The 25,273-nt window shown below is 42.0% G+C and carries 21 protein-coding genes and 1 pseudogene; 7 read left to right on the plus strand and 15 right to left on the minus strand.

The features are described from left to right. Window position 1 precedes the first annotated feature (1 nt). On the minus strand, window positions 2–1,237 hold the full coding sequence (locus L0Z67_RS02590; RefSeq protein ID WP_405128425.1) for a diguanylate cyclase: 1,236 nt from the start codon (window positions 1,235–1,237) through the stop codon (window positions 2–4). A 78-nt stretch (window positions 1,238–1,315) separates the two neighbouring features. Next, on the minus strand, window positions 1,316–1,690 hold the full coding sequence (locus L0Z67_RS02595; RefSeq protein ID WP_130151724.1) for a DUF413 domain-containing protein: 375 nt from the start codon (window positions 1,688–1,690) through the stop codon (window positions 1,316–1,318). A 90-nt stretch (window positions 1,691–1,780) separates the two neighbouring features. Here L0Z67_RS02595 and L0Z67_RS02600 point away from each other — a divergent pair, with 90 nt between their 5' ends. Beyond that, window positions 1,781–2,638 (plus strand): LysR family transcriptional regulator, encoded by an 858-nt coding sequence (locus tag L0Z67_RS02600; RefSeq protein WP_062567377.1) that lies wholly within the window; start codon window positions 1,781–1,783, stop codon window positions 2,636–2,638. Window positions 2,639–2,727: 89 nt separating this feature from the next. Here the strand turns inward: L0Z67_RS02600 and L0Z67_RS02605 are convergent, their stop codons facing one another. From L0Z67_RS02605 to L0Z67_RS02620, 4 genes are read right to left on the minus strand one after another with little or no spacing between them, the layout of a single operon-like run. Then, a complete protein-coding gene (locus L0Z67_RS02605; RefSeq protein WP_193988308.1) occupies window positions 2,728–4,197 on the minus strand; it encodes a DUF3526 domain-containing protein in 1,470 nt (489 codons plus the stop codon). Then, complete coding sequence (locus L0Z67_RS02610) at window positions 4,194–5,594, minus strand: DUF3526 domain-containing protein (protein WP_405128426.1); 1,401 nt, start codon at window positions 5,592–5,594, stop codon at window positions 4,194–4,196. The genes L0Z67_RS02605 and L0Z67_RS02610 overlap by 4 nt, the downstream gene beginning before the upstream one ends. Continuing rightward, the gene (locus L0Z67_RS02615; RefSeq protein ID WP_062567380.1) at window positions 5,594–6,313 is read right to left on the minus strand and encodes an ABC transporter ATP-binding protein; all 720 of its coding nucleotides are present in this window, start codon (window positions 6,311–6,313) and stop codon (window positions 5,594–5,596) included. Before L0Z67_RS02615 ends, L0Z67_RS02610 begins: the two co-directional genes overlap by 1 nt. 9 nt (window positions 6,314–6,322) lie before the next feature. Then, window positions 6,323–8,428 (minus strand): TonB-dependent siderophore receptor, encoded by a 2,106-nt coding sequence (locus L0Z67_RS02620; RefSeq protein WP_405128427.1) that lies wholly within the window; start codon window positions 8,426–8,428, stop codon window positions 6,323–6,325. Between the two features lie 591 nt (window positions 8,429–9,019). On the opposite strand from L0Z67_RS02620, the gene L0Z67_RS02625 reads away from it, so the two are divergent. Next, window positions 9,020–9,952, plus strand: a complete 933-nt coding sequence (locus L0Z67_RS02625; protein WP_062567382.1) for a porin — start codon at window positions 9,020–9,022, stop codon at window positions 9,950–9,952. Between the two features lie 68 nt (window positions 9,953–10,020). On the opposite strand, the pseudogene recG reads toward L0Z67_RS02625, so the two are convergent. The 3 genes and pseudogenes from recG to asnC form a co-directional block, all read right to left on the minus strand. Continuing rightward, window positions 10,021–12,103 (minus strand): annotated as a pseudogene (recG, locus tag L0Z67_RS02630) (ATP-dependent DNA helicase RecG). A 38-nt stretch (window positions 12,104–12,141) separates the two neighbouring features. Then, the gene (trmH, locus tag L0Z67_RS02635; RefSeq protein ID WP_062567384.1) at window positions 12,142–12,858 is read right to left on the minus strand and encodes a tRNA (guanosine(18)-2'-O)-methyltransferase TrmH; all 717 of its coding nucleotides are present in this window, start codon (window positions 12,856–12,858) and stop codon (window positions 12,142–12,144) included. Between the two features lie 54 nt (window positions 12,859–12,912). Next, window positions 12,913–13,371 carry a transcriptional regulator AsnC gene (asnC, locus tag L0Z67_RS02640; RefSeq protein WP_062567385.1) on the minus strand — a complete coding sequence of 153 codons (459 nt, stop codon included), beginning with the start codon at window positions 13,369–13,371 and terminating at the stop codon, window positions 12,913–12,915. A 188-nt stretch (window positions 13,372–13,559) separates the two neighbouring features. Here asnC and asnA point away from each other — a divergent pair, with 188 nt between their 5' ends. Next, entirely contained in the window at window positions 13,560–14,555 is a 996-nt protein-coding gene (gene asnA / locus L0Z67_RS02645) for an aspartate--ammonia ligase (protein WP_062567386.1), read from the plus strand. A 39-nt stretch (window positions 14,556–14,594) separates the two neighbouring features. On the opposite strand, the gene L0Z67_RS02650 is transcribed toward asnA, so the two are convergent. The 6 genes from L0Z67_RS02650 to L0Z67_RS02675 form a co-directional block, all read right to left on the minus strand. Then, window positions 14,595–16,199 carry a DUF342 domain-containing protein gene (locus L0Z67_RS02650; protein ID WP_062567387.1) on the minus strand — a complete coding sequence of 535 codons (1,605 nt, stop codon included), beginning with the start codon at window positions 16,197–16,199 and terminating at the stop codon, window positions 14,595–14,597. A gap of 180 nt (window positions 16,200–16,379) precedes the next feature. After that, window positions 16,380–16,772 carry a RidA family protein gene (locus L0Z67_RS02655; RefSeq protein ID WP_062567388.1) on the minus strand — a complete coding sequence of 131 codons (393 nt, stop codon included), beginning with the start codon at window positions 16,770–16,772 and terminating at the stop codon, window positions 16,380–16,382. Between the two features lie 11 nt (window positions 16,773–16,783). After that, window positions 16,784–18,889, minus strand: a complete 2,106-nt coding sequence (gene spoT, locus L0Z67_RS02660; RefSeq protein WP_062567389.1) for a bifunctional GTP diphosphokinase/guanosine-3',5'-bis pyrophosphate 3'-pyrophosphohydrolase — start codon at window positions 18,887–18,889, stop codon at window positions 16,784–16,786. 130 nt (window positions 18,890–19,019) lie between these two features. Beyond that, entirely contained in the window at window positions 19,020–19,295 is a 276-nt protein-coding gene (gene rpoZ, locus L0Z67_RS02665) for a DNA-directed RNA polymerase subunit omega (protein ID WP_054554225.1), read from the minus strand. Window positions 19,296–19,400: 105 nt separating this feature from the next. Further along, window positions 19,401–20,021, minus strand: a complete 621-nt coding sequence (gmk, locus tag L0Z67_RS02670; protein WP_237114804.1) for a guanylate kinase — start codon at window positions 20,019–20,021, stop codon at window positions 19,401–19,403. A 365-nt stretch (window positions 20,022–20,386) separates the two neighbouring features. Beyond that, window positions 20,387–20,620: a hypothetical protein gene (locus L0Z67_RS02675; RefSeq protein ID WP_405128428.1), complete on the minus strand. Its 234-nt coding sequence runs from the start codon at window positions 20,618–20,620 to the stop codon at window positions 20,387–20,389. Window positions 20,621–20,914: 294 nt separating this feature from the next. Between L0Z67_RS02675 and L0Z67_RS02680 the strand changes: the two genes are divergently transcribed. Genes L0Z67_RS02680 through L0Z67_RS02695 form a run of 4 tightly spaced genes read left to right on the plus strand, consistent with a single transcriptional unit; the run spans window position 20,915 to window position 25,273 of the window. Continuing rightward, window positions 20,915–21,142, plus strand: coding sequence for a helix-turn-helix domain-containing protein (locus L0Z67_RS02680; protein ID WP_405128429.1), 228 nt, complete (start codon window positions 20,915–20,917; stop codon window positions 21,140–21,142). Further along, on the plus strand, window positions 21,143–22,642 hold the full coding sequence (locus L0Z67_RS02685) for an N-6 DNA methylase (protein ID WP_405128430.1): 1,500 nt from the start codon (window positions 21,143–21,145) through the stop codon (window positions 22,640–22,642). Window positions 22,643–22,647: 5 nt separating this feature from the next. After that, complete coding sequence (locus L0Z67_RS02690) at window positions 22,648–24,132, plus strand: N-6 DNA methylase (protein WP_405128431.1); 1,485 nt, start codon at window positions 22,648–22,650, stop codon at window positions 24,130–24,132. After that, complete coding sequence (locus tag L0Z67_RS02695) at window positions 24,125–25,273, plus strand: hypothetical protein (protein ID WP_405128432.1); 1,149 nt, start codon at window positions 24,125–24,127, stop codon at window positions 25,271–25,273. Before L0Z67_RS02690 ends, L0Z67_RS02695 begins: the two co-directional genes overlap by 8 nt.

The raw sequence follows: 25,273 nt of genomic DNA on the forward strand, positions 1-25,273 counted from the left end.
CTTAACTAATGAGTTTGTTACGTCCACTTTCTTTGGCTTGATAAAGTTTTAAGTCGGCCTGTTTTATAAGTTCATCAAGGCTATAAACAGGCCCACAATGAAAGCCTATCGATAAGGTGAAGGCTACCTTATCTTTACTAAATTCAGTACTGTGCTTTTGGACAAAAAGACGAAACTTTTCTAATCGTTGGTATGCTTTTTCAGCGTCTTGATCAGCAAAGTACACCGCAAACTCTTCACCACCAAAACGACCAACAAGGTTATCTTTGAAGTAGGTTTGCATACATTGTGCTAGCCCTTTTAAAACGTCGTCTCCTGCATCGTGGCCGTATTTATCGTTAATTGCTTTAAAGTGATCTACATCGATCATTCCTAAAGAGACTTGATTGTTGGCAAGTTTAGCGGCTTTTAAGTGGCTATTTGCTTCACCAAAAAAGTAGCGGCGGTTAGGGAGTTTTGTAAGATAGTCAGTGTTTGCTTGTAAACGAATCGTTTTAATATTCTCAAGCATGTCGACGTTCTGGCTAAGCCGACAATAAAATTCTTCGCTATTAAATGGTTTACGCAGGTAGTCATCTGCACCTGATTTTAAAAAGCGCGTTGAAAGATGTAATGTATCAAGTGCTGATATACCAATAATTGCTTTTTCATCGTTTGAGTATAAACGGCGAATCTCGACACAGAGCTCATCACCGTTCATATTCGGCATTTCGTTGTCGGTAATAATAACCGAAATGGTTGGGTTCTCAGCGAGCACTTTTAATGCTTGCACACCATCTTCAGCCTCTAATACTTGGTATTTATGCCGTGTGAGCAGGCTGCAAATATAATGGCGAGTGGATGCTGAATCGTCAACAACGAGTACTTGAATTTGCTCATTACGAGGGAGGCGAGTAAGTTGCTTTTCTAGGTATTGATAAGCTTGTTTATTTTCTTTGGTGATGTAATCAATAATAGGGTGTTTTTCAACAATATTGCGTGTGGTTTCATCAAGGTTACCCGTCATTACAATGGTAGGAATGTCAGCTGCAATGGTACAAGGTACAGCTTCACCGGTTGGCGCATCAGGCAGAATAAAATCAACAACGGCGCAAAAGTAACTGTGCTGGCTAATGAGCTCTTTTGCTTCGGCGAGTGAAACTGCGAGATCTGCTTCATAGCCAACTTTTTGCGCGATATGTTTTTGCACTCGCGCAATGGTTGGCGTATCTTCAATTATTAATAGTCTTCGAGTCACGGTTTGCCTTGTAATAACTTATTGGCGAAACAAAAGTTATTACAAGTTTTAACCCTAAAAGGCTAAAAAAGCAAATCGTTATAGGCTGTCTGACTCAGAATAGTATTCAACACTTTGCGATGTTGGACTTGCAATTCGAGAACGACCAAATAAAGTGTGAAACTTAGTTTTGCAGGTTGTCTGTTTAAGGTATTTTATCCAAGCGCGTTCAATCGGGTTGGTGGCTTCTAAATTACCTGTCACAACTTGCACAAATTGAGTTTGAAATTCATTTTGTGGTTCTAGGGTTTTGTTGTATAAACCCTTTAATATAACACCATGCTGTTCGAGAATGTCGGCTTCTAGCAAAGTGAAGTGACCACTACGACCAAAACCGCGTGGGAAATTTTGATCATCATAAAATTGACGTTGGCTTGCAAATGCCTGACGAAGTGATGAAATGTCAATGCTCATGGCTTTATCCTCATGCCCTAATTTCTTGCAGGAGTATGGATCAAGTTGTCGATTTTATTAAACAAGTTATTTTTATCGTAAGGGTAAAAAATGGATATCGATTTATTGAAGACTTTTGTTGAAGTGGTGCGCACGCGCCATTTCGGTAAAGCAGCTGAGAATTTGTATATTACGCAGTCTGCGGTGAGTTTTCGGATCCGACAATTAGAGCAAGGTTTAGGTGTTAATTTATTTATTCGTCAGCGCAATAATATTCAGTTAACAGCGCCAGGCGAGCGGTTACTGCCTCATGCACAAATGATCATAACGGGCATGCAAAGGGCAAAAGTCGATGTCGCACTGGCAGATAATATGCACAAGCAGATTAGCCTAGCAGGCACCCCAAATGTTTGGGATGCATTTTTGCAGTTCGGCATTACTAATATAGTCTCTGCGATGCCTGGCGTGTCACTTGTGGCTGAAGTTAAGGCTCAGCAAGAAAGCACTCGTTTATTACTAGAGCGTACATTAGATCTTGCTGTGCTGTTCGATCCTCCGAAGGTGGATGAACTTGTTGTTAAGCGAATATGTGAACTACCAATCATTCCGGTCAGCGCTTTTGAAGCTGCAAATAGTGAAAACTTTTTCGATAATCAGTATGTGTATGTTGATTGGGGAACGTCCTTTTCGTTATGGCATGCACGTGAGTTTAATGGCCACGCACCTCCTTATTTTAGAACCAGTACAGGCCGTATAGCACTCGATTTAATTTTAAAGTGCGGCGGCAGTGCATTTATTCCTCAGCTACTTGTTGAGGAGCAATTAAAAGCAGGTGAGCTTTATCATGTTGAAGATGTGGCCCACACATCCCGTGATGTGTTTGTTGCATATCATAGAGACAATGAACAAACCCCACTACTGGAAAAATTGGTCAACCTCTTGATGGAGCTAAAAATAAGTTATAAGTAGTTCCTGTTGAATATAAAAGTGTTCTTATAGCCAGCTACTACTTGGTAACTGGCTATACAAATCCCTTCGTCATCTAAAAAATAGATAATTCATACTACTAACACCTCTTTGTTATTAGCACTGTCTAGTTTGTTAACGCGACGTTTTGCTATAAGGAGAAGGCTAACGGCTAGTAGCAGCAACCAGATTAATGGCGTGTAGCTGTACACCGGTGTAGCAAGTTCGCTGCTAAATTGAGGAATATCCGCAAGATTCGTGAGTGTTGGCTTTGCGCTACAACCATCACACGGTGCAAAGTCTCCTCTTTGATTGGCTTTAGCAATCTCGTTGGCAAAGAAACGTTGTAGTGCTTGATGATGAGCTTCAACTTCGCTCATAAAAGCGTGATGACGCGTTAAACCGTTTCCAGCTAAATCAACCAATAGTGTTTGGACAATGAGCGCAGGGGAAAGATACTGTAGTTTTTGAGCGCTTTGTTGTTGTGCTTGCTGCGCGTTTAAAAAGCGTGCATCTTGAACTTCCATTGCGTGTTCAACAGAGTTTATTGTCGCAATTTTTTTGGTGGCGTAATCACTGGCGCCACTGCCATTTTTTGCAAGCTCTGGATGGTCTTGAAAATACTGCGCTAAGGTTTTTTCACTTGCTTTTTGAGCGTCATCGCTGGCTGCTCGAAGACTATCTATATAGTGAATACGTGAAGGCGTTGGGTCGAGTAAAGCAATGCTTGTGTTGACCAAAGCAGGAACAACAATCACCAAGGCAAGCCAACAGGTAACGAGAGTCGCAGCATTGTTTGCGGCACTTTTGGCCCGGCTATTAACCCAAGCTGTTAAAGCAATCCAAAATCCAGAATAACACAGTACAATAAGGTTATAGCTAAGTAGTTCAGTAACACCCATCTGGTCTCTGATAATAACCAAAAGCAGGCTGCTTATGAGTAAAAATGGCATTACAATCAACGCACTTCGTAGTAATAATTGGTAGGTGAGTAGATGCGTGGCACTGCCACCTTGAAGCATTAGTAGCCTTAACTGTCCGCCTTGGCGCTCACTCGCTAAAGCATTAAAACAAATGCTAATAATGAGCAATGGCAGTAAATAGATCACCACAAAGCTTAAGTCGAACTGACCAAGTAACAGTGAAAGCGGGTGGACATAATCATATTGATGAACAATATGCTGCTTTTCTTTAATCAGCATTTTAAAGTAATACGGTAATACATCCGCTTGTCCCGTAGCGATAGGAGCCGTTGCGAGCGGCGTTTTGGTAGCGTAATTTTGCATCAAGTAAAAAGCTTGTCCGCGCAGGTCGTACGGGTCTTCCCACCATTTATGATTTTCGGTGCTCGCGAGCCTTTCGGGTAATCCTGCTTTAGCATTTTGAATTGTTTGTTGCTGCATTTGTTGAGCAGCAAGTACTACGTCGCGCTGCTTATTGGCAAAATAATGGGCGTTAAAGAATGCCACGAGTGCAAGCACGCTGGTGGTAAGAAAAAGTGTGAGTACGAGTTTCTCTCGCCATAGGTTTTTAAGCTCAGTGGCTAATATTAGGCGCTTCATCTTTGTTCCTCTAAACGTAGCTTTTTAATTGCAAATAAACTAAGTAGCACCAGTACAATCAGCCAAAAGGCAAGGCTTATAAGGCTAATAGCGTAGTGAGGCAGGTAGTGAGTAAAACGTGGATATTGGTATGAAAACTCAGGGATCTGCTGCCATAGCTCTTTTCCTGCGGTGTAATGTCCCTGGGCCTTATGGCCATGATCTCTTTGATTAAAGTTAAGGACTTCTTGCATTAGACGACGATGTTGCTCTGCTGCATTTTCAAAAGATTGCTGGTGGCTAAAATCAGTGGCTGCGGTCGCCATCGAAAGTGTTTGTACTGCGATAAAGGGTGTTAACAACCCTGCCAACTGGTAGCTTTGTGATTGTGCTTCAAGCTGTTCTAAACGTGCTTTAAATAAGCGGTCAAAGATTTTGTCGGCGTATTGTTCACCAAATTGGAGTTGTGCTCCGGCATAATCGAAGGGCAAGTCTGCTACTTGGCTGACGCCATACTGGGCGAGTGTTTGCTGCTTAAATTTTTCAATCGCATCGAGGCGTGCATCGGTATAAACCTCACTTTCAAGTTTTGCTTGAAACGCTTGACCAGAGCCTTGTGGATGCAAGGTGGTTGCAATATTCATTGCAAGTTTTGGTAGTAATAATGTTGCGAATGCCCATATAGTAAGTAATGTAATTAATGCGCGTCGTGCCGTAGGAAATAGGCTTGAGAGTGTCGTAGTGATTAATGCCCAAAGTAATAGGTAAATTAAATAAGAGAGTAAAAATAGAGCGCTTCTTAGCGTGTAAGGCGCCTCACTTGCAGTTTGGCTATAAAGTAAAAAAAGTGCAACGGGTAGCAAGAACAGGCATGACAGTGTGAAAAGCACAGCACATTTAGCAAAAAACAACTTTGCTGGGCTTGCACCTGCTGCAAGTAGTTGTTTTAAAGTGCCTTGCTCGCGTTCCCGTGCAAGTAATGGGTAGCCAATTAAAATGATCAATAAGGGTAATAACACTTGCAACACAAAGGCGGGTGATAAGCTCCCAAAGCGCGACAACGGCACGTTATCTTGTGCGCTTCTAAATAAGCTATCGTTACGAATGTGCGCCTCTAACCTCAATACATTTCCTTGGTAGGCTTGTAATCCATCATCGAGCGCTTCCAGCGGCGTAGTGGGCTTAACGACATAAATGCCGTAATGAGCTGCAGAGTGGGGGCCTTTCTCACCTTGGTTCAGCCAGCGTAATTGCTCTGATTGAGATACCTCGTTTACGGCTTGCTGATAGCTTTGATGGCTTTTAAAACCAGTCACACAGGCCAGTAATAATAACAAAACAGCAATACCACTTAGCCAGAGTGCTTGACCTTGCCGCTTAGTATCGAGCCATTCTTTTTTAAAAGTACTTTGTAACATTAGGCGCCCACCTTGATATGCTTAAGGTATACAGATTCAAGTTGGACTTCTTTTAATTGTTCGAAAAGTAACGTGTCGACTAATTGCCCTTGATTAATAATTGCAACACGATGCGCATCCTCTTGAGCACGGTATAAGTCGTGGGTCGCCATTAAAATTGCGACACCTTGTTTCGCTAGCGATTGTATGAGTTGACTAAACTCATGGCTAGCTGATGGATCAAGACCTGAAGTTGGTTCATCTAGAATCAATGCTTTAGCTTGTTTTGCAAGCGCTATAGCAATGCCTACTTTTTGTCTCATTCCTTTTGAATAGGTTGCAACGGGTTTATCTACAGCATGGCTTGGTAGTTTTACTTCTGCGAGTAGGGTACGAAATTCGTCATCGGTTTTGTCGATACTCGCCACTTTGCTGAAATAGGCGAGATTCTCAAGTCCAGTAAGGCGAGGGTAGAGAGCCACTTGCTCGGGAATATACGCTAAATGCTGCCTCGCTGTTACAACATCGAGTTGTGGGTTTACCCCTGCAATAGTGATTTCTCCTGCATCAGGTTGTAAAAAACCTAACAGGCAATTAATGGTGGTTGTTTTTCCTGCGCCGTTAGGACCAAGCAGCGCTAAAATCTCTCCTTGATGTACGGCCAAGCTTAAACCTTGAAGGGCTTGATATTCGCCAAAGCGCTTTTGTAAGTTATTAATTTGAATAATGGGTGTGGTCATGATTTATCCTTAAAAGCTGACGCTTAATGATGCAATAAGTGTCCGGCCGCGACCTGACGCGACGCCCCAATCTATGCCTTTAGCACCGCCAGACAGCCAGTACTCTTTATCAAATAGGTTTTCGGCCTTAATTCGCAGTGTGGTGTTAAAATCACTAAAGTGATATTTGGCACCTAAATCAAAGCGTGTATAAGCCGGAAGGTTCAAATTGTTATTAACATTTTGTTCCCGTTCACCCACATGAAACATGCCTGCATTTACACTTAGGTTTTCTAAGAAAGGGAGTTGATAATCTAAAAATAGATTTGCTTGGAATTTAGGAACATTTGCAGGACGATTACCATTGAGTGCAGGTTCACCATCAAGCTCATCCAAACTAGGGTCCATAAATGTTATCGAAGCAACAGTTGATAGGCCTTCAATAAACGAGCCGCTGGCATTAAGTTCGATACCTTTATGAGATTGAGTCCCGTCTTGTACAAAGTAATTGGTGATATGGTTATGGTATTCCAGCATTTTTTCAATTTCGAATACTGCAACGGAATAGTTCATTGAGTCAGTTTGGTATTTTATACCGGCTTCTATTTGTTCACTTTCTTGTGGCCCTAACGATTCGCCTTCGTTAATTGCTCCACTGCCAATTACTGCTACGCCACCTTCTCCAGCACCTTCAGAGTAACTGGCATAAAAAGCGAGTTGATCGTTCGGGTTATAATTTAAGCCAATAATAGGTGTGTTGAAGGTGCGATCATCTAATCTTGATTTAGCTTGGTTTGGTGCGGTTTGATCTTTTTTATATTGAATATGACGCAGCCCTAGAGTCGCATAAAATACATCATTAAAATGCAGGGTATCGGTAATGAAAAATGAGCTTTCGGTTGTATCGGTTGTTGTTGGGTCGGGGTATTCTGGGAAGACTGGTTTACTTACATGTATAGGGTTAAATATGTTACCAACAGGATTGTCTAACTCAAACCAGCGACCATCTTTAGATTGGTAGTCACGAATACTTGCGCCGACAACGAGTTCATGTTCAATGCCTGCAGTAACAAGTTGCCCTGTAAAGAAGCTGTGGGCAGAAACCGTATCATAGGTTTCATTTGGCGTTACTTGAATACTTGCTGATAGAACATTTCCTTCTAAATCAACTGAATATATATCAGGAAAAATAGTGAACCGATCATTCCCCGAAAGTGCGACTTGGTTAACCCACTGCCAGTTATCATTGAGCCAAAAATCCACTCGCGCCGCTATATTGAAGGACTTGGTTTTATATTTTGCCCAAGGTTGGCCAAGTAATACTTCACTCGTATCTACATAAGGTGGGAGCACGGAACGGCTATCATCATTTGGGTCACGCGCTAAACCAATAAGTGGTTGTGATACAGTGCTTTTGTCTTGATAGTCGCCATCTAAGCGAATAAAAATACGATCAGACAGTTGCCAGTCTAGAGCTGCGCTAAAAAAGTACCTTTCTAGGTCGTCACCACCAGTAAAATCGCCATTTTTTTCTGCTGCGGCGTTGATACGATAACCAAAAGTTTGCTCACTATATAAAGGACCACCAAAATCTACATGAATATAACGGCCCGCACGACTACGAAATTCTGTCGTGATATCTAAAAAGGAGTCCATCGTTGGGCGCTTTGTTACGTAGTTAATCGTGCCGCCAGGGTTGTTAAAACCTGAGACTAAGCTTGATGGACCTTTAATAATATCGATTCGTTGAATGTTCTCCAGTGGCACATCCTGATAAGGAGCAAGAGCAAGGCCATCTCGTCTTAGACCATTTGTCCAATCGAGTTGAAAGCCCCTCAGGCTGACAAAATCAAATACTGTGCCGATAGCCGTATTTTGTACAGATGCATCATTGGCAAGCACTTCGCTCAACGTTTTTACTCTTTGATTTGTTATTAACTCTTCAGAAAAAGATTGAATAGAAATAGGTAAAAACTGAGGATCTTTGATTCCTAGTGCCGAGGCATTTACATCTCGGGTACTATAAAGTGGTGTACGCGTACCTTGAACTTCAAGTTTTTCAATAGTTTGAGTTGCAAATGATTGCATTGAAAATAAACCAGTAAGAACACTTACTGTTAGAACAGACCTTTTCATTTTTTCCAACCAGAATTTAAGTAGTGTAAGTAATTATTGTTTTGTTAAATGTTATAACATAGCTAATAAAGCATGTTTAAATTTTAATTGGAAGTGATAATAGTTATCATTTTATTGTGTTTGTTTTTTGTTTTGAGAATAGGGATAATAAAAAATGAGCGCTTATTATGGCTGGCGGAGATCACCTTTACTAGCAAGTATTAAGTGAACAAAAGCATATTATTAGCCAGCTTATGCGTTGTTATATTATTACATTTTTAGCTATAAAGTTATTGTAAATGACTGTAAATGAAGTTGTGATATAGCAAGCATTTATCTTTGTTTAAACTACTCGTATTGCTTCTATCATGAACTGATAAAGGTTGTGATGCAGTAAAGTTTTTAAAAAAGTCCAACACATGCCACAGGCTCTCTCATTTTATAACCAACTGATGTTTTTAAAATATATTTTAATTACAAAAATAATTACCTTTTATGAATATAAATTGACGTTTTTGTTTCAACTGTCATCTTTCTGTCATTTTTCACTGGCACACTGCGCTCAATCAAACACGAGTATGTGTTTTTTGTTGCGATTATTGAGGAAACGACATGAAATTTGCAAAGTCTAGCTTATTCCTAGCTTTATTTGGTGGTTTATCTTTTTCTGCACTAGCTGATGTAGATTTATATGGTAAAGCCAACGTGACTGTTCAATCATCAGATGATGGCGAAGGGTCTTTTACTGAAATTAAAAGCAATAACTCACGTTTTGGCTTAAAAGGTTCTGAGAAGCTAACTGAAGGCTTAGAAGCTGTATACAAATTTGAGTTTGGTGTTGATGTCTCTGATGCTGATTCTAAAGGCGATAACGATGACAACATTACTGCACGTAACCAATATGTAGGTGTTAAAGGTGGCTTTGGTCAAGTTGTAATTGGTCGTAATGACACTGCGATGAAGCAATCTCAAGGTAAAATTGATTTATTTAATGACCTTGAAGGTGATATTAAAAACGTATTCAAAGGTGAGAATCGTTTAGGTGATTCTATCTCTTATGCATCAAATGATTTTAGTGGTTTCAAAGTATTAGCGACTTACATCGCGGAAGATGATGTAGATGCTGATGATGGTTACTCAGTAGCACTGACGTATGGTGACGCTAAACTTAAAGAAAGCAAAATATACGCTTCTGTTGCAGCAGACAGTGAAGTGAAAGGCTACGATATTGTTCGTGCGACAGTGCAAGGTAAAGTTGGCGACTTCAAACTAGGCGCAATGTACCAAACACAAGAAAAAGTAGATGGCAGTGCAGAGGCTGACGGCTATTTAGTGAATGCGGCTTATCAAATGAATAGCAATACATTTAAAGTTCAATATCAAGTCATTGACTTTGATGAAGGCGACAAGAAAACAGCTATTTCAGCAGGTGTTGATCACAAGCTAAGCAAAAACACCAAGGTATTTGGTTTCTACTCAACATTTGATACTGACAACCAAGTTGATCAAGACTACTTAGGTGTTGGTATTGAGTACAAGTTTTAATCCTCTAAAGGAATAACTCCCTAACTTGTTAGCCCAGCATCTGCTGGGCTTTTTTTATATTATCTGTATTACGCTAAGGCGTAGTCGGACTTGCCAGCAAGCCAACGTTGAATAAGCTTTTCACTTTGTGTGGGGAATTGCTCAAGCATTTTAAATGCGATTGGGCGTACTTGTGTTAAGGTTTGTGTATCACGGCTCAAGTCAGCGATTTTAAAATCAGCTAAGCCTGTTTGTTTTGTGCCAAGTACTTCACCTGGACCGCGAATTTCGAGGTCTCTTTCGGCGATAACAAAGCCATCATTGCTTTCACGTAGCACTCCTAAACGTTTTTGCGCTGTTGCAGAGAGCGGGGCATGATAAAGTAAAACACAGTGTGATGCAGTTGCACCACGACCAACACGGCCGCGCAGCTGGTGGAGTTGTGCAAGCCCTAATCGTTCTGGGTTTTCAATAATAATCAGGCTCGCATTGGGCACATCAACACCCACTTCAATCACTGTCGTTGCAACTAATACGTGAATATTACCCGCTTTAAACTCGCTCATAATGGCTTGTTTTTCTGCGGCTTTCATACGGCCATGTACTAAGCCTACCTGCAATTCAGGAAGTGCATTTTTTAATTGCTCTGCGCTATCTTCAGCTGCTTGACATTGCAGTACTTCCGATTCATCGATTAAGGTGCAAACCCAATATACTTGACGGCCTTGCTCTTGGCAGGCTGTTTTGACCCGTTGAATAATTTCATCACGGCGAGTATCGGGGATTGCAACTGTCGTAATAGGCGTTCGACCAGGGGGAAGTTCGTCTATGATGGAGGTTTCTAAATCTGCATAAGCTGTCATCGCTAAAGTGCGGGGAATAGGTGTGGCGGTCATAACGAGTTGATGTGGGTAGCAATCACCAAAGCGACCTTTTTCACGCAGTGATAAGCGCTGGTGCACACCAAAGCGGTGTTGCTCATCAATAATAATTAAAACAAGGTTATTAAACTCAACCTGATCTTGAAATAGCGCATGCGTACCTACGATCATTTGTGCTTCGCCAGAGGCTATTTTTTCGAGTGTGACGGTGCGCTCTTTACCTTTGCTTTTACCTCCAAGCCAAGCGACTTCAATACCGAGTTCTTTAAACCATTGGCTAAAGTTGATGCCATGTTGTTCTGATAAAATCTCAGTTGGTGCCATTAAAGCTACTTGGTAACCTTCACTAATCGCTGTTAAAGCGCTCAGTGCTGCGACTAATGTTTTACCTGAACCAACATCTCCTTGCACTAATCTCATCATTGGGAAGGGATGCTGTAAGTCCCCTTTGATTTCTGCAACCACCCGACTTTGCGCATTAGTTGGGCTAAAAGGGAGCTGTGTTAAAAACTGTTGTTCTAGTTGATTATGCGGTGTTAAGGCGACCGCTTTGACACTTTGACCTTTTTGACGAAGTTTTAATAAGCTGATGTTTTGTGCCAGTAACTCTTCAAAGACTAGTCGTTGCTGTGCAGGATGAAAGCCTTGCTCCAGTGCCGTTAAATCAACATCATTTTGTGGGCGGTGCAATGTTAAAAGTGCATCACTTAAACGCATGCCAGTTGGTTGAAATTGTTCTGGCAATAATTCTTCTACAGGGTATTTTGCAAGTAAGTTGAGCGCTTGATCACTTAAAGCGCGAATAGACAGCTGCTTCAGCCCCTTCTGTGACAGGATAAACCGGTGTCAGGGTTGTGTTTGTTGGTTGCTCTGACGCAGTGTCTGACAAACTATATTCAGGGTGAGTCATTTCAAAACCAACCCGCCCACGGCGTATTTCGCCAAAACAGCGTATGATTTTACCCGCACTCAGCGCATTTTTTTGTGCCGCATTAAAGTTAAAAAAACGCAGCGTTAAGCGACCCGTGCCATCATTCACTTGGCATACCAACATACGGCGCTTACCAAATGTTATTTGGCTTGTTTCAACCGTGGCTTCAATGCTGACATGACTGTGAGGCTGTAAGTCACATATGGCATGGATACGCGTGCGGTCTTCGTAGCGATGAGGTAAATGAAACAGCATATCTTGCACTGTGTTTATTCCCAGCTTAGCAAGACGCTCGGCCATTTTAGGGCCAACGCCTTTTAATTCAGTAATGGGATAGTGTGCTAAGCTAGGATGACTCAAAGGTGACTCAAATTATTAATTAGTAGACTTTTTTCAGTTTACTTGCACTCGTCAGTGGCTTCAAGCGTTTGCGTGTGCTTTAACGTGTGCCAAAAGATGTCATCAGCAACGATTTCACCATTTTCATCAAGGGCAGGGTAGGGAAGCGCTTTTTCGCGGCATTGCTCAGCAATAATGGGATGGCAACCTTCAAACAAAATACGGTGCTTCACTTTTTCATCGAGCATATTGCGGTTATATAAGCCCGCTTCTTCGCGTTGGCGTTGTGCTTCAAACAAAATAAGTGCCGCTGCGACAGAAACATTCAGCGATTGCACCATACCCTGCATAGGAATAATGATGTTCTTATCTGCATGTTCAAGCGCACGAGGTGAAATGCCATCACGTTCTTGTCCAACAATCACAGCTGTTGGTTTGGTGTAATCTATTTCACGAAAATCAACGGCATCATCAGTTAAATTGGTTGCCAAAATTTGCACATCGGGGTTATGAGCTCTCATCATAGCAACAGCATCATCAATATTGCGGTGTAAGTGAGTGTCGAGCCAATTCTTACTCCCACCAGAGGTATTATTGGTGAGCCACTTTTGATTATCAGGCCACACAGCATGCACATGATGACAGCCTGTAGCGTCAGCTGTGCGGGCAATGGCCGACAAATTATGATGCTTGTGTACTTCTTCTAAGCAAACGGTTAGGTCTGTTTGACGGCGATCTAATACGCGCTTCACACGCTCAAAGCGAGTTGTATCCATAGTTATGTGCTCGTTGGCAGATTCTAATTGGTGCTGATTATACGCAGTATAGTGCTAAGGCACTACCGCTCTACTAATTGGATTTTGTAAGGAGATCAGTGTTTCGGTGGATTGAATTGCCTCGATTGCTTGAATCTTATTAATTAACACATCTTGTAGGTGATCAATAGAGCGTGCCATCACTTTGATAAATATACTGTAGTTGCCTGTGGTGTAGTAGGCTTCAACCACTTCTTCTAACTCTTTTAAATGTAATAAAGTTTGCGGGTAATCGCGGGCATTATTCAGGTTGATACCTATAAAGCAGCATACATCGTAACCGAGTTGCTTTGCATTAATGCTTACCTGAGTGCCCGTAATGATGCCAGCTTGTTTCATCTTTTCGACTCTGACATGAATTGTGCCAGCACTTACAGCAAAGCGTTTAGCTAATTCTGCATACGCTGTGCGCGCATTTTCCATTAAGGCATTAAGGATGTTTTTATCGAGATTGTCGATTTGATAATTTTCCATCGTATTTTTCAGTGTTAATTGTTGAATCAATAAATTTTATAGCATTATTTTTATGAAAATTTCAATGTTAAGTTCTTTTTATTGATGGTTATTGAAAATAACCTTTATTTAGTTGAGGATTGTTTTAACGAAGAGATTTCAGTTCTCTATTAAGCAAGTAACAATAACTGGGAATGAGGCCAATTATTATGAGTTCACACTACCTAAAGCAACAGCAGCAAATAAGCAAAGTAAAACAGTTCTTTTCAAGCCAACTAGAACAACAATTAGGGCTTGTTGAAGTGCAAGCGCCAATTTTGGCTAAAGTCGGTGATGGTATACAAGATAACTTAAGCGGTACTGAAAATGCTGTGTCGGTAGCGGTGAAAACGATTCCTAGCAGTCAATTTGAAGTGGTGCACTCACTTGCGAAGTGGAAAAGAAAAACACTTGCAGATCATGACTTCTCTGTAGGTGAAGGCCTTTACACGCATATGAAAGCGCTTCGTCCTGATGAAGAATCATTAAGCCCAATTCATTCAGTGTATGTGGATCAGTGGGATTGGGAGAAAGTTATCTGTGAGAGCACTGAGCGCACTTTAGATAAGCTCAAAGAAACCGTCACATCAATTTATCAAGCAATAAAATCAACAGAGCGCTTTGTTGCCAGTGAGTTTGGTTTAACACCGTTCTTACCAGAGCAAATTACTTTTGTGCACAGTGAACAATTACGACAAATGTATCCCGATTTCACCGCAAAACAGCGTGAAAAGGCAGTCGCTCAAGAATATGGTGCAGTATTTCTAATTGGTATCGGTGGCGCACTTGCCGATGGGAAAATCCATGATGTGCGTGCCCCCGATTATGACGACTGGTCTACTAAAACCTGTAGTAAATTTGCCGGTTTAAATGGCGACATTCTAGTTTGGAACCCAGTACTTGAAGATGCATTCGAAATATCATCAATGGGTATTCGTGTAAGCCCTGATGCATTGGCCACACAGTTGGCAATTACAGGTGACCAAGCACGCCTTGAGTTTGATTGGCATAAAGCATTGTTAGCGAAAAAATTTCCACAAACAATTGGTGGTGGGATTGGTCAGTCACGTTTAGCGATGTTGTTGTTACAAAAACAGCATATTGGTCAGGTACAAGTGGGTGTATGGCCAGAGCAATTGAAGCAGCAGGTTGACGGTATTCTTTAAATTAATGCTTTAAGTTAAAAAGAGGCTTTAGGCCTCTTTTTAACTTGTTTTGAACTCAACTTCGATTTTATTTTCTTCCAGCTTCACTTTACAAGGCGGGTATTGGCGATTTGTGCGTAATACTTTGTCGAAAATATGTATTTCGACTCCTGAGTGAAGCGCTTTATTCACGACCAATTCGGCATCTTCGAGTAAGTCATGCAGATGATGTTCTAAGCTTGATAGCTTTTTCTCTAACTGTTCGGCTTGTTGACAATAATGAGTTTGTGTTGCGCCTATTTTTGCGAGTAGCAGCTTTTTCTTTTCAGCATCTTTGACTTGATCTGCTTTTTCAATGGCTTCTTGTAATGTATCAAGCTGAGAGTCTGTTTGTGCGAGGTCTTTTAAACATTGGTCGGTTTCTGCTGTGACATCGGCGCCTGATGCAGCGAGGTTTACAACCATTTTAGCCCCTGATTCGTTGCCAATTTCACCAGCAAGAATGATTTGCGCATCGAGGATTTCTCCGCCAAATAACTTACCTTGTGGGTTATCTTCTTGGCCAACTTGCAACAGCTTTTTGGCTTTCATAATACAGTGACTCGATTGGCGCTCTATAATAATATTATTGGCTTCTAGATAACTATATTGGCCGTGTGATAAGTGAATATCACCTTGACTAATAATATTGCATGATAGCGTTTTATCATCGAGCTGATGACCAATCACACCTTGCTTAATGGTTATATCGCCAATGGCAGATAGGTGACCTGATTCAACTGTTCCCATCACTGTAATATCACCTTTGGCATTTATACGCATGCCAGGTTCGACATTGTGAGTGACAATAACACTTCCTTCAAAATCAACATGACCACTTTTAACGTTAACATCAGCAATGGTGAAAATATCATCGACACGCATGCCGTTAGCAATATCCACGGGCACGCCTGAAATTGCCGAAACTAATTCTAGCGGGTTATTTTTTGAAATCTCTGTGCCTTCGCCTGCAACAAGTGCGCTGCTTTCACCTGCTTTTGCAGGTAGCACATCGCCAGTGACGGTAAATCCCTCTTTACCTGGGGTCGCGGGGATTTGTTTTACCAATAATACACCCGGTTCAACGCTGGCTAATTTACCAAAGTCGCGCATATCAACGGTGCCGTCTTCGCGCAGAGTTGGCTTTTTCAATCGGTCTTTTAATGTTTCAACTTGTGGTACTAATTTAGATGGCTGTCCATCAACAGGTAAACGGCCTTTTGCTACGACACCTTTTACCTTTTCACCTGCGGGAAGCTCAAGTTGTTGTTGTAATAACTTTTCTAGGTAGGCTTGTTTATACCCACGTGCGACACCTGCTTTGATTAACTCTTTTTTGGCGTTTTCTAGGCTCATGATTGTGCCACCTTCGGCAAGTGTTAACTCGCCTGTAGCTAGCATTTTGTCATCACTGAGTGTTATTTCGAGGCTTGCATCATGCTTTGAAGCAACAACAAGCGTACGCTCTTTCATATCGGTTTTGAAAAAGTTGTTGATGGCATCATGATCCACTCTGCATTCACAGAAAGACGACTTTTCTAGTGCCTCAATAATAAAGGCAGCACTAGGTGGTGAGTGTTCATGAACATCCAATAAGATGTTTCCGTTATGAGCCAGCTTAAACACGTGGAGATCCTTTTATACTGTGATAGCTAAAGGTATATATTTCTATTTAAAACTAGAATTATTAACACAGATTGCTAGAGAATTGCTTTTGAGTCAAGAGTTTCGGCTGAGAGATAGAGGGATTTTTATAATAAAGTGCCAGCTGTAAAAACAGCTGGCACGAAAGATCAAAAGTGGCGATTAGTTTGTAGAAGGTAACTCCATGATGCCATCAATCTCAACTTGTACACCTTTAGGTAATGCACGAACGCCAATTGCAGCACGGGCAGGGTAAGGTTGCTTGAAGTATTGGCTCATCACGTCATTAACAATCGCGAAATTAGATAGGTCAGTTAAGAAGATATTAACCTTAACCATGTCTTGAATTTGGCCGCCGGCAGCTTCACATACAGCCGTTAAGTTTTTGAATACTTGATGAGTTTGCTCAGTAAAGTCTTCTGAAACCACTTCCATTGTTTCTGGTACAAGTGGAATTTGGCCTGATAAATAAACGGCTGTGCCTACTTTAACAGCTTGGCTGTAAGTGCCAATTGCGGCAGGTGCATTATCAGTAGAAATAAAAGATTTGTTCATGATTATCCTTGTTACTTTTTACGATAGACTCGCTGTACATCAGGCATCACACGAATGCGGCGCATGATGTTGGCAACGTGAACACGATTTTTCACTGTAATGCCTAAGTCTATCATGTATAAATTACTTTCTTTTTCGTCGGTTGCTATCTCGACAATGTTTGCTTGGGTTGAAGCCACAACATTGGTAAGTTTAGCGAGTGCACCCTGATGATTAATTATCTCAATCCGAAGGGCTGCAATGTATTCTTTTTCTGGGTTGTCATCCCATTTCACGACCAAGTATTTAGAGCGCTCTTTCTCCCAACCACGAATGTTTTTACATTCTTGGCGGTGAACGGTAAGGCCTTTACCTTGGCTTATATGAGCTGTGATAGCATCTCCAGGTACAGGGCGACAGCATTTAGAGTAGTTAACTAACATGCCTTCGGTACCAATGATGGTTGCTTTTGCTTTTTTTGCGATATCGTTTAAGTCGTCGGTTTCTTCTTGTACTAGACGTTTTGCGATAAGTACACTCATTAGATTGCCAGAACCAATTTCAACAAGTAACTCTAGAACAGTATTTAGCTCATGCTCTGTTAGCACGCGTTGAATGTTCTCGTCTGGAATATCATCCAGTTTATGTTCGCCAAGGGCTGAGTCCAGTAATCGACGGCCAAGTAACATTGCTTCTTCGTGTTGTTGGCTCTTAAGATAATTACGAATACCAAGGCGCGCTTTTCCAGTGACGACAAAATTTAGCCATGTTGCATTAGGGTGTGCGCCTGAGCTGGTTATCACTTCCACGGTTTGACCCGTATCAAGCGCTTTGCTCAGTGGGTGAGGCTTACGGTTTACGCGAGCTCCAACACAGGTATTACCAACATCAGTATGAACCGCATAAGCAAAGTCAACAGCCGTTGCGCCCATAGGCAGCTCTACAATTCGGCCATCAGGGGTAAATACATAAATTTCTTCAGGGAATAGCTCTGTTTTAACGTTTTCAACAAACTCAAAAGACGAGCCTGCACTTTGCTGAAGCTCCAGTAAGCTTTGCATCCATTGGCGTGCACGTTGCTGTGCGGTATGGCCTGCGCTATCACCGGCTTTTTTATACATCCAATGAGCGGCAACCCCTTTGTCGGCCATATGATCCATGTCGTGGGTACGAATTTGAATCTCAACAGGAATACCGTGTGGGCCAACTAATGAAGTATGAAGTGATTGATAACCATTGGTTTTTGGCACCGCAATGTAATCTTTAAAGCGGGTTTCGATTGGCTTGTAAAGGTTATGAGCAACACCTAACACGCGATAACAGGTATCCATGCTGTCTACGTTAATGCGAAACGCATAAATATCCATCACTTCATTAAACGACAGCTCTTTATTAAGCATTTTTTTGTAAATGCTGTAGAGGTGTTTTTCGCGACCAGAAATAGTGGCGTCGATACCTGCTTCTTCTAAGCGTGCTTCAATTTCACTTTTGATGTTACTGATGACTTCTTTTCGATTGCCGCGAGCTTTAACCACTTCAGATTTTAAAGCGCGATGACGCATTGGGTAGAGTGCCTGAAAGCCTAAATCTTCCAGTTCATTTTTAATATCATGAATACCTAAACGGTTAGCGATTGGCGCATAAATTTCGAGTGTTTCGCGGGCAATACGACGGCGTTTGTCGGGACGAAGTGCGCCTAAAGTGCGCATATTATGTGTTCGGTCAGCAAGCTTGATCAAGATAACACGAATATCTTGAGTCATGGCCATAATCATTTTGCGGTAATTTTCAGCTTGGAATTCTTTTTTATCTTTAAAGCTGAGCTTATCGAGCTTACTTACCCCTTCTACTAGTTCGGCGACAGTATCACCAAATATTTCGGCTAAGTCTTGTTGACTAAAATCGGTATCTTCAATCACATCATGCATCAGGGCTGCCATGAGTGTTTCGTGATCTAAATGCATGCCAGCAAGAATTTGTGTCACTTCGACGGGGTGGGTAATGTAGGGCTCGCCGCTTGAGCGAGTTTGCCCCTCGTGGGCTTCACGAGCTACCACGTAGGCTTTTTGTACCAGCTCTATATCAGCAGGCGACAAATATTCGGAAATTTTCTTTTTTAGACCTTCAAAAAGATACAAAGTCACACTCCAATGCGCTAATGAAGTAAATCGGTAACGGTATGAATAGAATATACGATGAAAAGAAGGGCTTGCCAACGGCTAGTGCAGAAATACTAGCCGTATAGCGAAATCAAAGCGGGGAGCTTGATTATTGGTTACCACCAACGATAGCAGCAACAGCAGCCATTTCAGCGGCTTCTTGGTGTTGTTGTTCTTCACGGTCAATTAAGTCCATTGAAGAGCTGTCAACTAACCCTTTTTCAATTTCACGTAAAGCAATGACTGTCGGTTTGTCATTTTCAGCATCAACAAGTGGATCTTTACCACCTACTGCGATTTGGCGGGCACGACGAGCCGCAACTAAAATTAAGTCAAAACGATTACCAATTGCATCTACTGCATCTTCAACAGTTACGCGAGCCATCTTAGCACTCCAAATAAATTTTTAAGCAAAGGCGTAGTTTACTGTACCAAGTTACATTCGCCAATAGCTTGTGGTTAATTTTTATCTTTATTACCTAAAATTGTATTATTTAAGTAAGGCGTTCAATAATTCTTGATGGCGAATAGTTTGGCTTTTGAGTGACAAACGTTTTGCCATGACAATTGTTTCGATTTCAGCAAGCGCAGTATCAAAGTCATCATTCACAACCACATAATCATATTCATTATAGTGTGATGTTTCTGATTGTGCCTTTGCCATTCTGCCAGCAATTACCTCGGCAGAGTCTTGACCACGATTATTTAAACGTGATTCAAGCTCTTCTTTAGACGGCGGAAGAATGAAGATGGTTTCAACATCATCCACTAAGTTGCGGATTTGCTGGGCACCTTGCCAATCGATATCTAAAAATACATCAATGCCAGCGTCGAGCTGAGTTTCAATGGCTTTTTTAGAGGTGCCGTAATAATTATCGAAAACTTGCGCCCATTCAAAGAAATCATTCTTGTCAATCAGTGCTTTAAATTCCTCAACCGACACAAAATGATAATGCACACCGTTTTCTTCACCAGGGCGAGGTGAACGAGTTGTGTGTGAAACCGATACCTTCATATCGCTGTGTTTGTTTAGTAATGCACTAATTAAGCTTGATTTACCTGCACCTGAAGGGGCCGATAAGATAAATAAATTTCCGCGAGTTTGCGCCATGATCTGTCTCTATTGAAAATAAATAGGCTCGGACTATTGCTAATCCAAGCCTTTAATTTATCTATTGTACTTTATTTCGCTAAAAGTGCTCAAGTTTGCCTGCTTTTAGACTTTCAAAAACAAAAGACCCAGCAGATGAAGGGTCTTATAAAATGCTGTAAAGCGCTTATTCGATGTTTTGGATCTGTTTATCGATAAAATTTACAGGAAGATAGGTAAATCAAGGTCTGTAAGGGGTTTTTGGTCTATTTAAAAGCCCTCTTACTCACCAGTGTACTCACCATAAAGAAATCGAAAAAAATTTATGAAAAAAATTAAAAAATACTCAATTTCTAACTGGGAAAGTTGGGATATGGGAAACATATCTAACTATCTGCATCAGTACAAACACAAAATGGTGAGTGCAGAGAGACATTCACAGACAACAAGCAATCATCACGAGTGATCCAAAATTGTAACTTACTGCCTGCTTTAACCAGGTAACATTTATCGCTAGGCCGAACGTGTTTGAGAGTTGTACGTTCAATCGGCTTTGCCGACCTTGCTATATCAGCAAATTCTACTTTTTTAGCCCTGTTTATAAAGTCCATAGATTTCATATAAGCCCCTTTCGCTATGAGGTTGGTAAGTTTTAGGCGCTTGCCGCCTAAAGGCGCGCCATACCTCATGGCCAACACAGACTACGCAGAGAAAAGCCAGTCAAGCTAGAAATCGCCCGAAGGGTTGCGAAGCAAGGGGGCCCCGCTTGCGGGGTTCCGATTTATGGCTTTACAGGATTTGAACGAAGTGGTTTAGGGCTTAATGTGTAATTTTGCTATTTCAACTTAAAAAATTGCTTCTTGAGTGTTGAATGTTATTCTAGTGATAGTAAACATATTTGTTTGGAGCAAACAGTGATCAAGTGTCACCTCGCAAGACTAATGGGCGAGCACAAAATGCGAATTGCAGACGTTGCCAGAGAAACCGGGTTGAGTAGAAATACTATTACTCTGCTTTACCGTGAAACAGCGCAAAAAGTAGATCTTGAAGCAATAGATAAACTTTGCATTTTGTTCAATTGTGAGATAAGCGAACTATTTGAGCAAACAACACATGATGATCAAACAGGACACCAGCAGTAAATGACCCTGATAAAACTAAAGGACCTCGAAGCACATTTATGGCATGCGGCACATATCATTACCGGGCCCATCGATGCTTCTGATTACAAAACATATATTTTCCCTATTTTATTTTTCAAACGTATATGTGATGTGTATGACGAAGAATTTCAGGAAGCGATGGAACAAGTAGGTGATGAAGAGCTTGCTAAAGGTGAAATGTTTCACCGAATTCAGATCCCTGAAAACTGTCATTGGCGGCATGTCTTCAATCGGACCAAAGATGTAGGGCAATCACTCAAAGAAGCCTTCAGAGGTATAGAGTTAGCAAACCCTAAACTGCACGGTATATTTGGTGATGCAAGCTGGACCAATAAAGAACGGCTATCCGATGAACTTCTGGCGACCTTGTTAAATCACTTCAACAAGGTAAACCTTGGTGTTGCTTCAGTGCGTGATGACGATATGGGGCGCGCATACGAGTACCTAATCAAACGTTTCGCTGATAAAGCCAATAAAAAAGCCGGTGAATTCTATACGCCTCGAACCATTGTTCGCTTAATGGTTAACATTCTAGACCCGCAAGCGGGTGAAAGTGTTTACGATCCTGCGTGCGGTACGGGCGGGATGCTACTGGAAACCATCCACCACGTTAAAGAAAACGGCGGTGATCCGCGTTTGCTAAAAATCAAAGGCCAGGAGAAGAACCTCACCACCGAAGCTATTGCCCGTATGAACCTGTTTTTACATGGGCAGGAAGACTTCGACATAATACGCGGAGATACACTTCGAGAACCCAAGTTCATCCAAAATGACCGCCTCGAAACGTTTGATTGCGTTATTGCAAACCCGCCGTTCAGCTTAAAAGAATGGGGTTATGATCTTTGGGCTAACGATCCTTATGGCCGAAAGCAGTATGGTTTAGCACCTAAAACAAACGGTGACTTTGCTTGGGTTCAACATATGTTCGCCTCACTGAACGAGCAAGGGCGTATGGCAGTGGTATTGCCCCATGGCGTTTTATTTAGGGGCGGTGCGGAAGGCAAGATCCGTACACAGCTTTTAAAAGAAAACCGCATCGAAGCAATCATAGGTGTAGCGTCAAACCTATTTTATGGCACAGGTATTCCTGCCTGTATTTTGGTGTTACGCAAATCGCGTCCGGTCAGCCATAAAGATCACGTACTTATTATCAATGCGGAAGAAATCTTCACCAAGGGGCGCGCGCAGAATACCCTATCAAACGAGCAAGCGGACGAGATTTATAAAATATATAAGCAACAAGAGTCCGAAGGCCCCGCTGCAAATGAAATTGAAGGTGTTGCGCGTTGTGTGCCGTTGAGTGAAATCGAAGAAAACGACTTCAACCTCAATATAGCTCGATATGTTCAAAAGCCCCTCGAGGAAGAGAGCATAACCGTTGAAGAGGCATTAGCTGATTTTCGTAGCAAGCTGACTGCGCTGGAAAAAGCAGAAGATGAATTGGAAGCCCTACTGATAAAAGAAGGGTTTGAACTGTGAGTACAATGAACAAGAAAAAGTTAGAGGATTTGCTCTGGGGGGCCGCGGAATTTTTACGAGGCCAAATCGACGCCTCAGATTATAAGCAGTACATCTTCCCACTACTATTTTATAAGCGCCTGTCGGATGTGTATTTGGAAGAATACACCGAAGCGCTAGAGTTACATGATGGTGATTCAGAGTATGCAGCTATGCCAATGCATCATCGTTTCGATATACCTGAAGAAGCACGCTGGGAAAAGGTGCGCCACACCAGCAAAAACATTGGTGAGGCCATTCAAAACGCACTGCGTTTAATTGAAGCCAACAACCCGCGCTTACATGGCGTGTTTGGTGATGCCCAGTGGACCAATAAAGAACGTTTACCCGACCACCTGCTATCTGATCTGATAGAGCACTTCAGCAAAATTCCGCTGGGGATTAAGTCGGTCGCTCAGGATGATCTGGGTGAAGCTTACGAATACCTAATCAAAAAATTCGCTGACGACTCTGGCCACACCGCTGCCGAGTTTTATACCAACCGTACCGTCGTGCATCTGATGACGCGCATCATGGGTTTAAAACCCGGTGAAACCGCTTACGACCCAACCTGTGGCACCGGCGGTATGTTGCTGAATGCAGTGATGGATTTACGCTCTCAGGGCAAAGAATGGAGATCCGTGCATCTCTATGGCCAAGAGGTGAACCTGCTCACCTCAGCCATCGCCCGAATGAATATGTTCCTGCACGACATTGAAGAGTTCGATGTGCTGCGCGGCGATACTCTGGCGGAACCCAAGTTTATTGAAAACGACCAGCTCAAGCAGTTTGATGTGATATTCGCTAACCCGCCTTACTCCATCAAAAAGTGGAACCGCGACAAGTTTGCTGCCGACCCATACGGCCGCAACCTCTACGGCGTACCACCGCAAGGCTGCGCCGACTATGCGTTTTACACCCATATCATCAAAAGCTTAAAGCCGGATACTGGCCGGGCGGCCATGCTTTGGCCACATGGCGTGTTGTTCCGTGATTCCGAGCAAAGCATTCGCAAACAGGTAATCGAGTCTGACATTATCGAAGCGGTGATTGGCCTTGGGCCCAACCTGTTTTACAACTCGCCGATGGAATCCTGCGTGGTGGTGCTCAATTGCAATAAATCCGCCGAGCGTAAAAACAAGGTGTTGTTTATCAATGGCGTAGAACACGTTACCCGCGAACGCGCCCACAGTCGCCTGTCTGATGATGATTTAACTGTACTCTGTGAAGCCTACTTTGAACCCAATAAGCAAAGTGACATCACCGCGCTGGTCGATATCGACACCATCAAAGAGAATCTCTACAACCTGTCGATTCCGCTTTATGTGCAAGCTCAAAACAATGGCGAAGTACACGATATTGAACATGCCATTGAGGCATGGAAGGTTAGCCGGGTGCAATTGCAAAAGCAGACCAATAAATTATTCCAAAGCCTCGCGCAGTTAGGTTACGAGGTAGAAAGCAATGACTGATAGACAAAACGTTAAATTTGGTGATATTTGCCGCGAAGTAAAGCTCACTACCAAAGACCCGATTGCCGATGGTTATGAGCGTTACATTGGCTTAGAACACTTGGATTCTGGCTCGCTAAAAATTAAACGCTGGGGAATGATTGCCGAGGACAACCCGAGCTTTACTCGTGTATTTAAGAAGGGGCATATCCTGTTTGGCAAGCGCCGTCCTTATTTAAAAAAGGCGGCGATTGCTGAGTTTGATGGGATTTGTTCTGGGGATATAATCGTGCTTTGCCCAAAAAGTAGTTTACTTTTAGATGATTTATTACCCTTTATTATACAGTCAGATTTGCTGTGGAATCATGCTGTAAAAACTTCATCAGGCTCGTTATCGCCGAGAACAAAGTTTGCAGAGTTGGCAAAACTAGAATTGCGACTGCTACAAGATAAAGAGCAGGTTAGATACCTAGGTACACTGAGAGCAATTGAAAGCACGCTTGCACAGGTCGAATTTGTAAAAAATAGTGCAGAAATTCTCTTTCAGCGCTTGATTGATCGTTTTTTAACAAACGATAGAAGTGAAACACCGTTAACTGGTTTTAGTAGATCAAGGCTTAAAAACTTGGTGTCAGTTAACTGCAAATCTGTGGCAGCAATTAAAAACTCCACCACTTCGTTCGATTATGTCGATATTTCTTCGGTAAGCTTCCCTGGTCAAGTAAACGAATTGAATAGCATGAGTTGGATTGATGCACCAAGTCGAGCTCAACGAGTTCTAAGCGCAAATGATGTAGGTGTTAGCACAGTAAGACCTAACCACAGAGCATCATTTTTTGTAGATGATGAATTAATCGGCAAAGTGGCATCAACGGGTTTTTCAGTATTGACACCAAAAGAAAGTAAATATGGAAAATGGATATTTTATGCCACATTAAGTAAACAATTTACGCATTCATTAACAAACTTAGCTACTGGCACAAGCTACCCAGCAGTATCTGACGGTGATGTATTAGCTCAACAGATTGATATTCCGAAAGATAATTTGAATGAGTATATTTCTACACTCGACAATATCAGATTATCGGTTAGTCATCTTAATGAGAAAATGAGTAACTTGAACGATGTCAAAATAAATGTGATTCGAGAGTTAATGGAGTAA

It is taken from the genome of Pseudoalteromonas sp. PB2-1 (assembly GCF_045040605.1).
In the GTDB taxonomy this organism is placed as follows: Bacteria; Pseudomonadota; Gammaproteobacteria; order Enterobacterales; family Alteromonadaceae; genus Pseudoalteromonas; species Pseudoalteromonas arabiensis.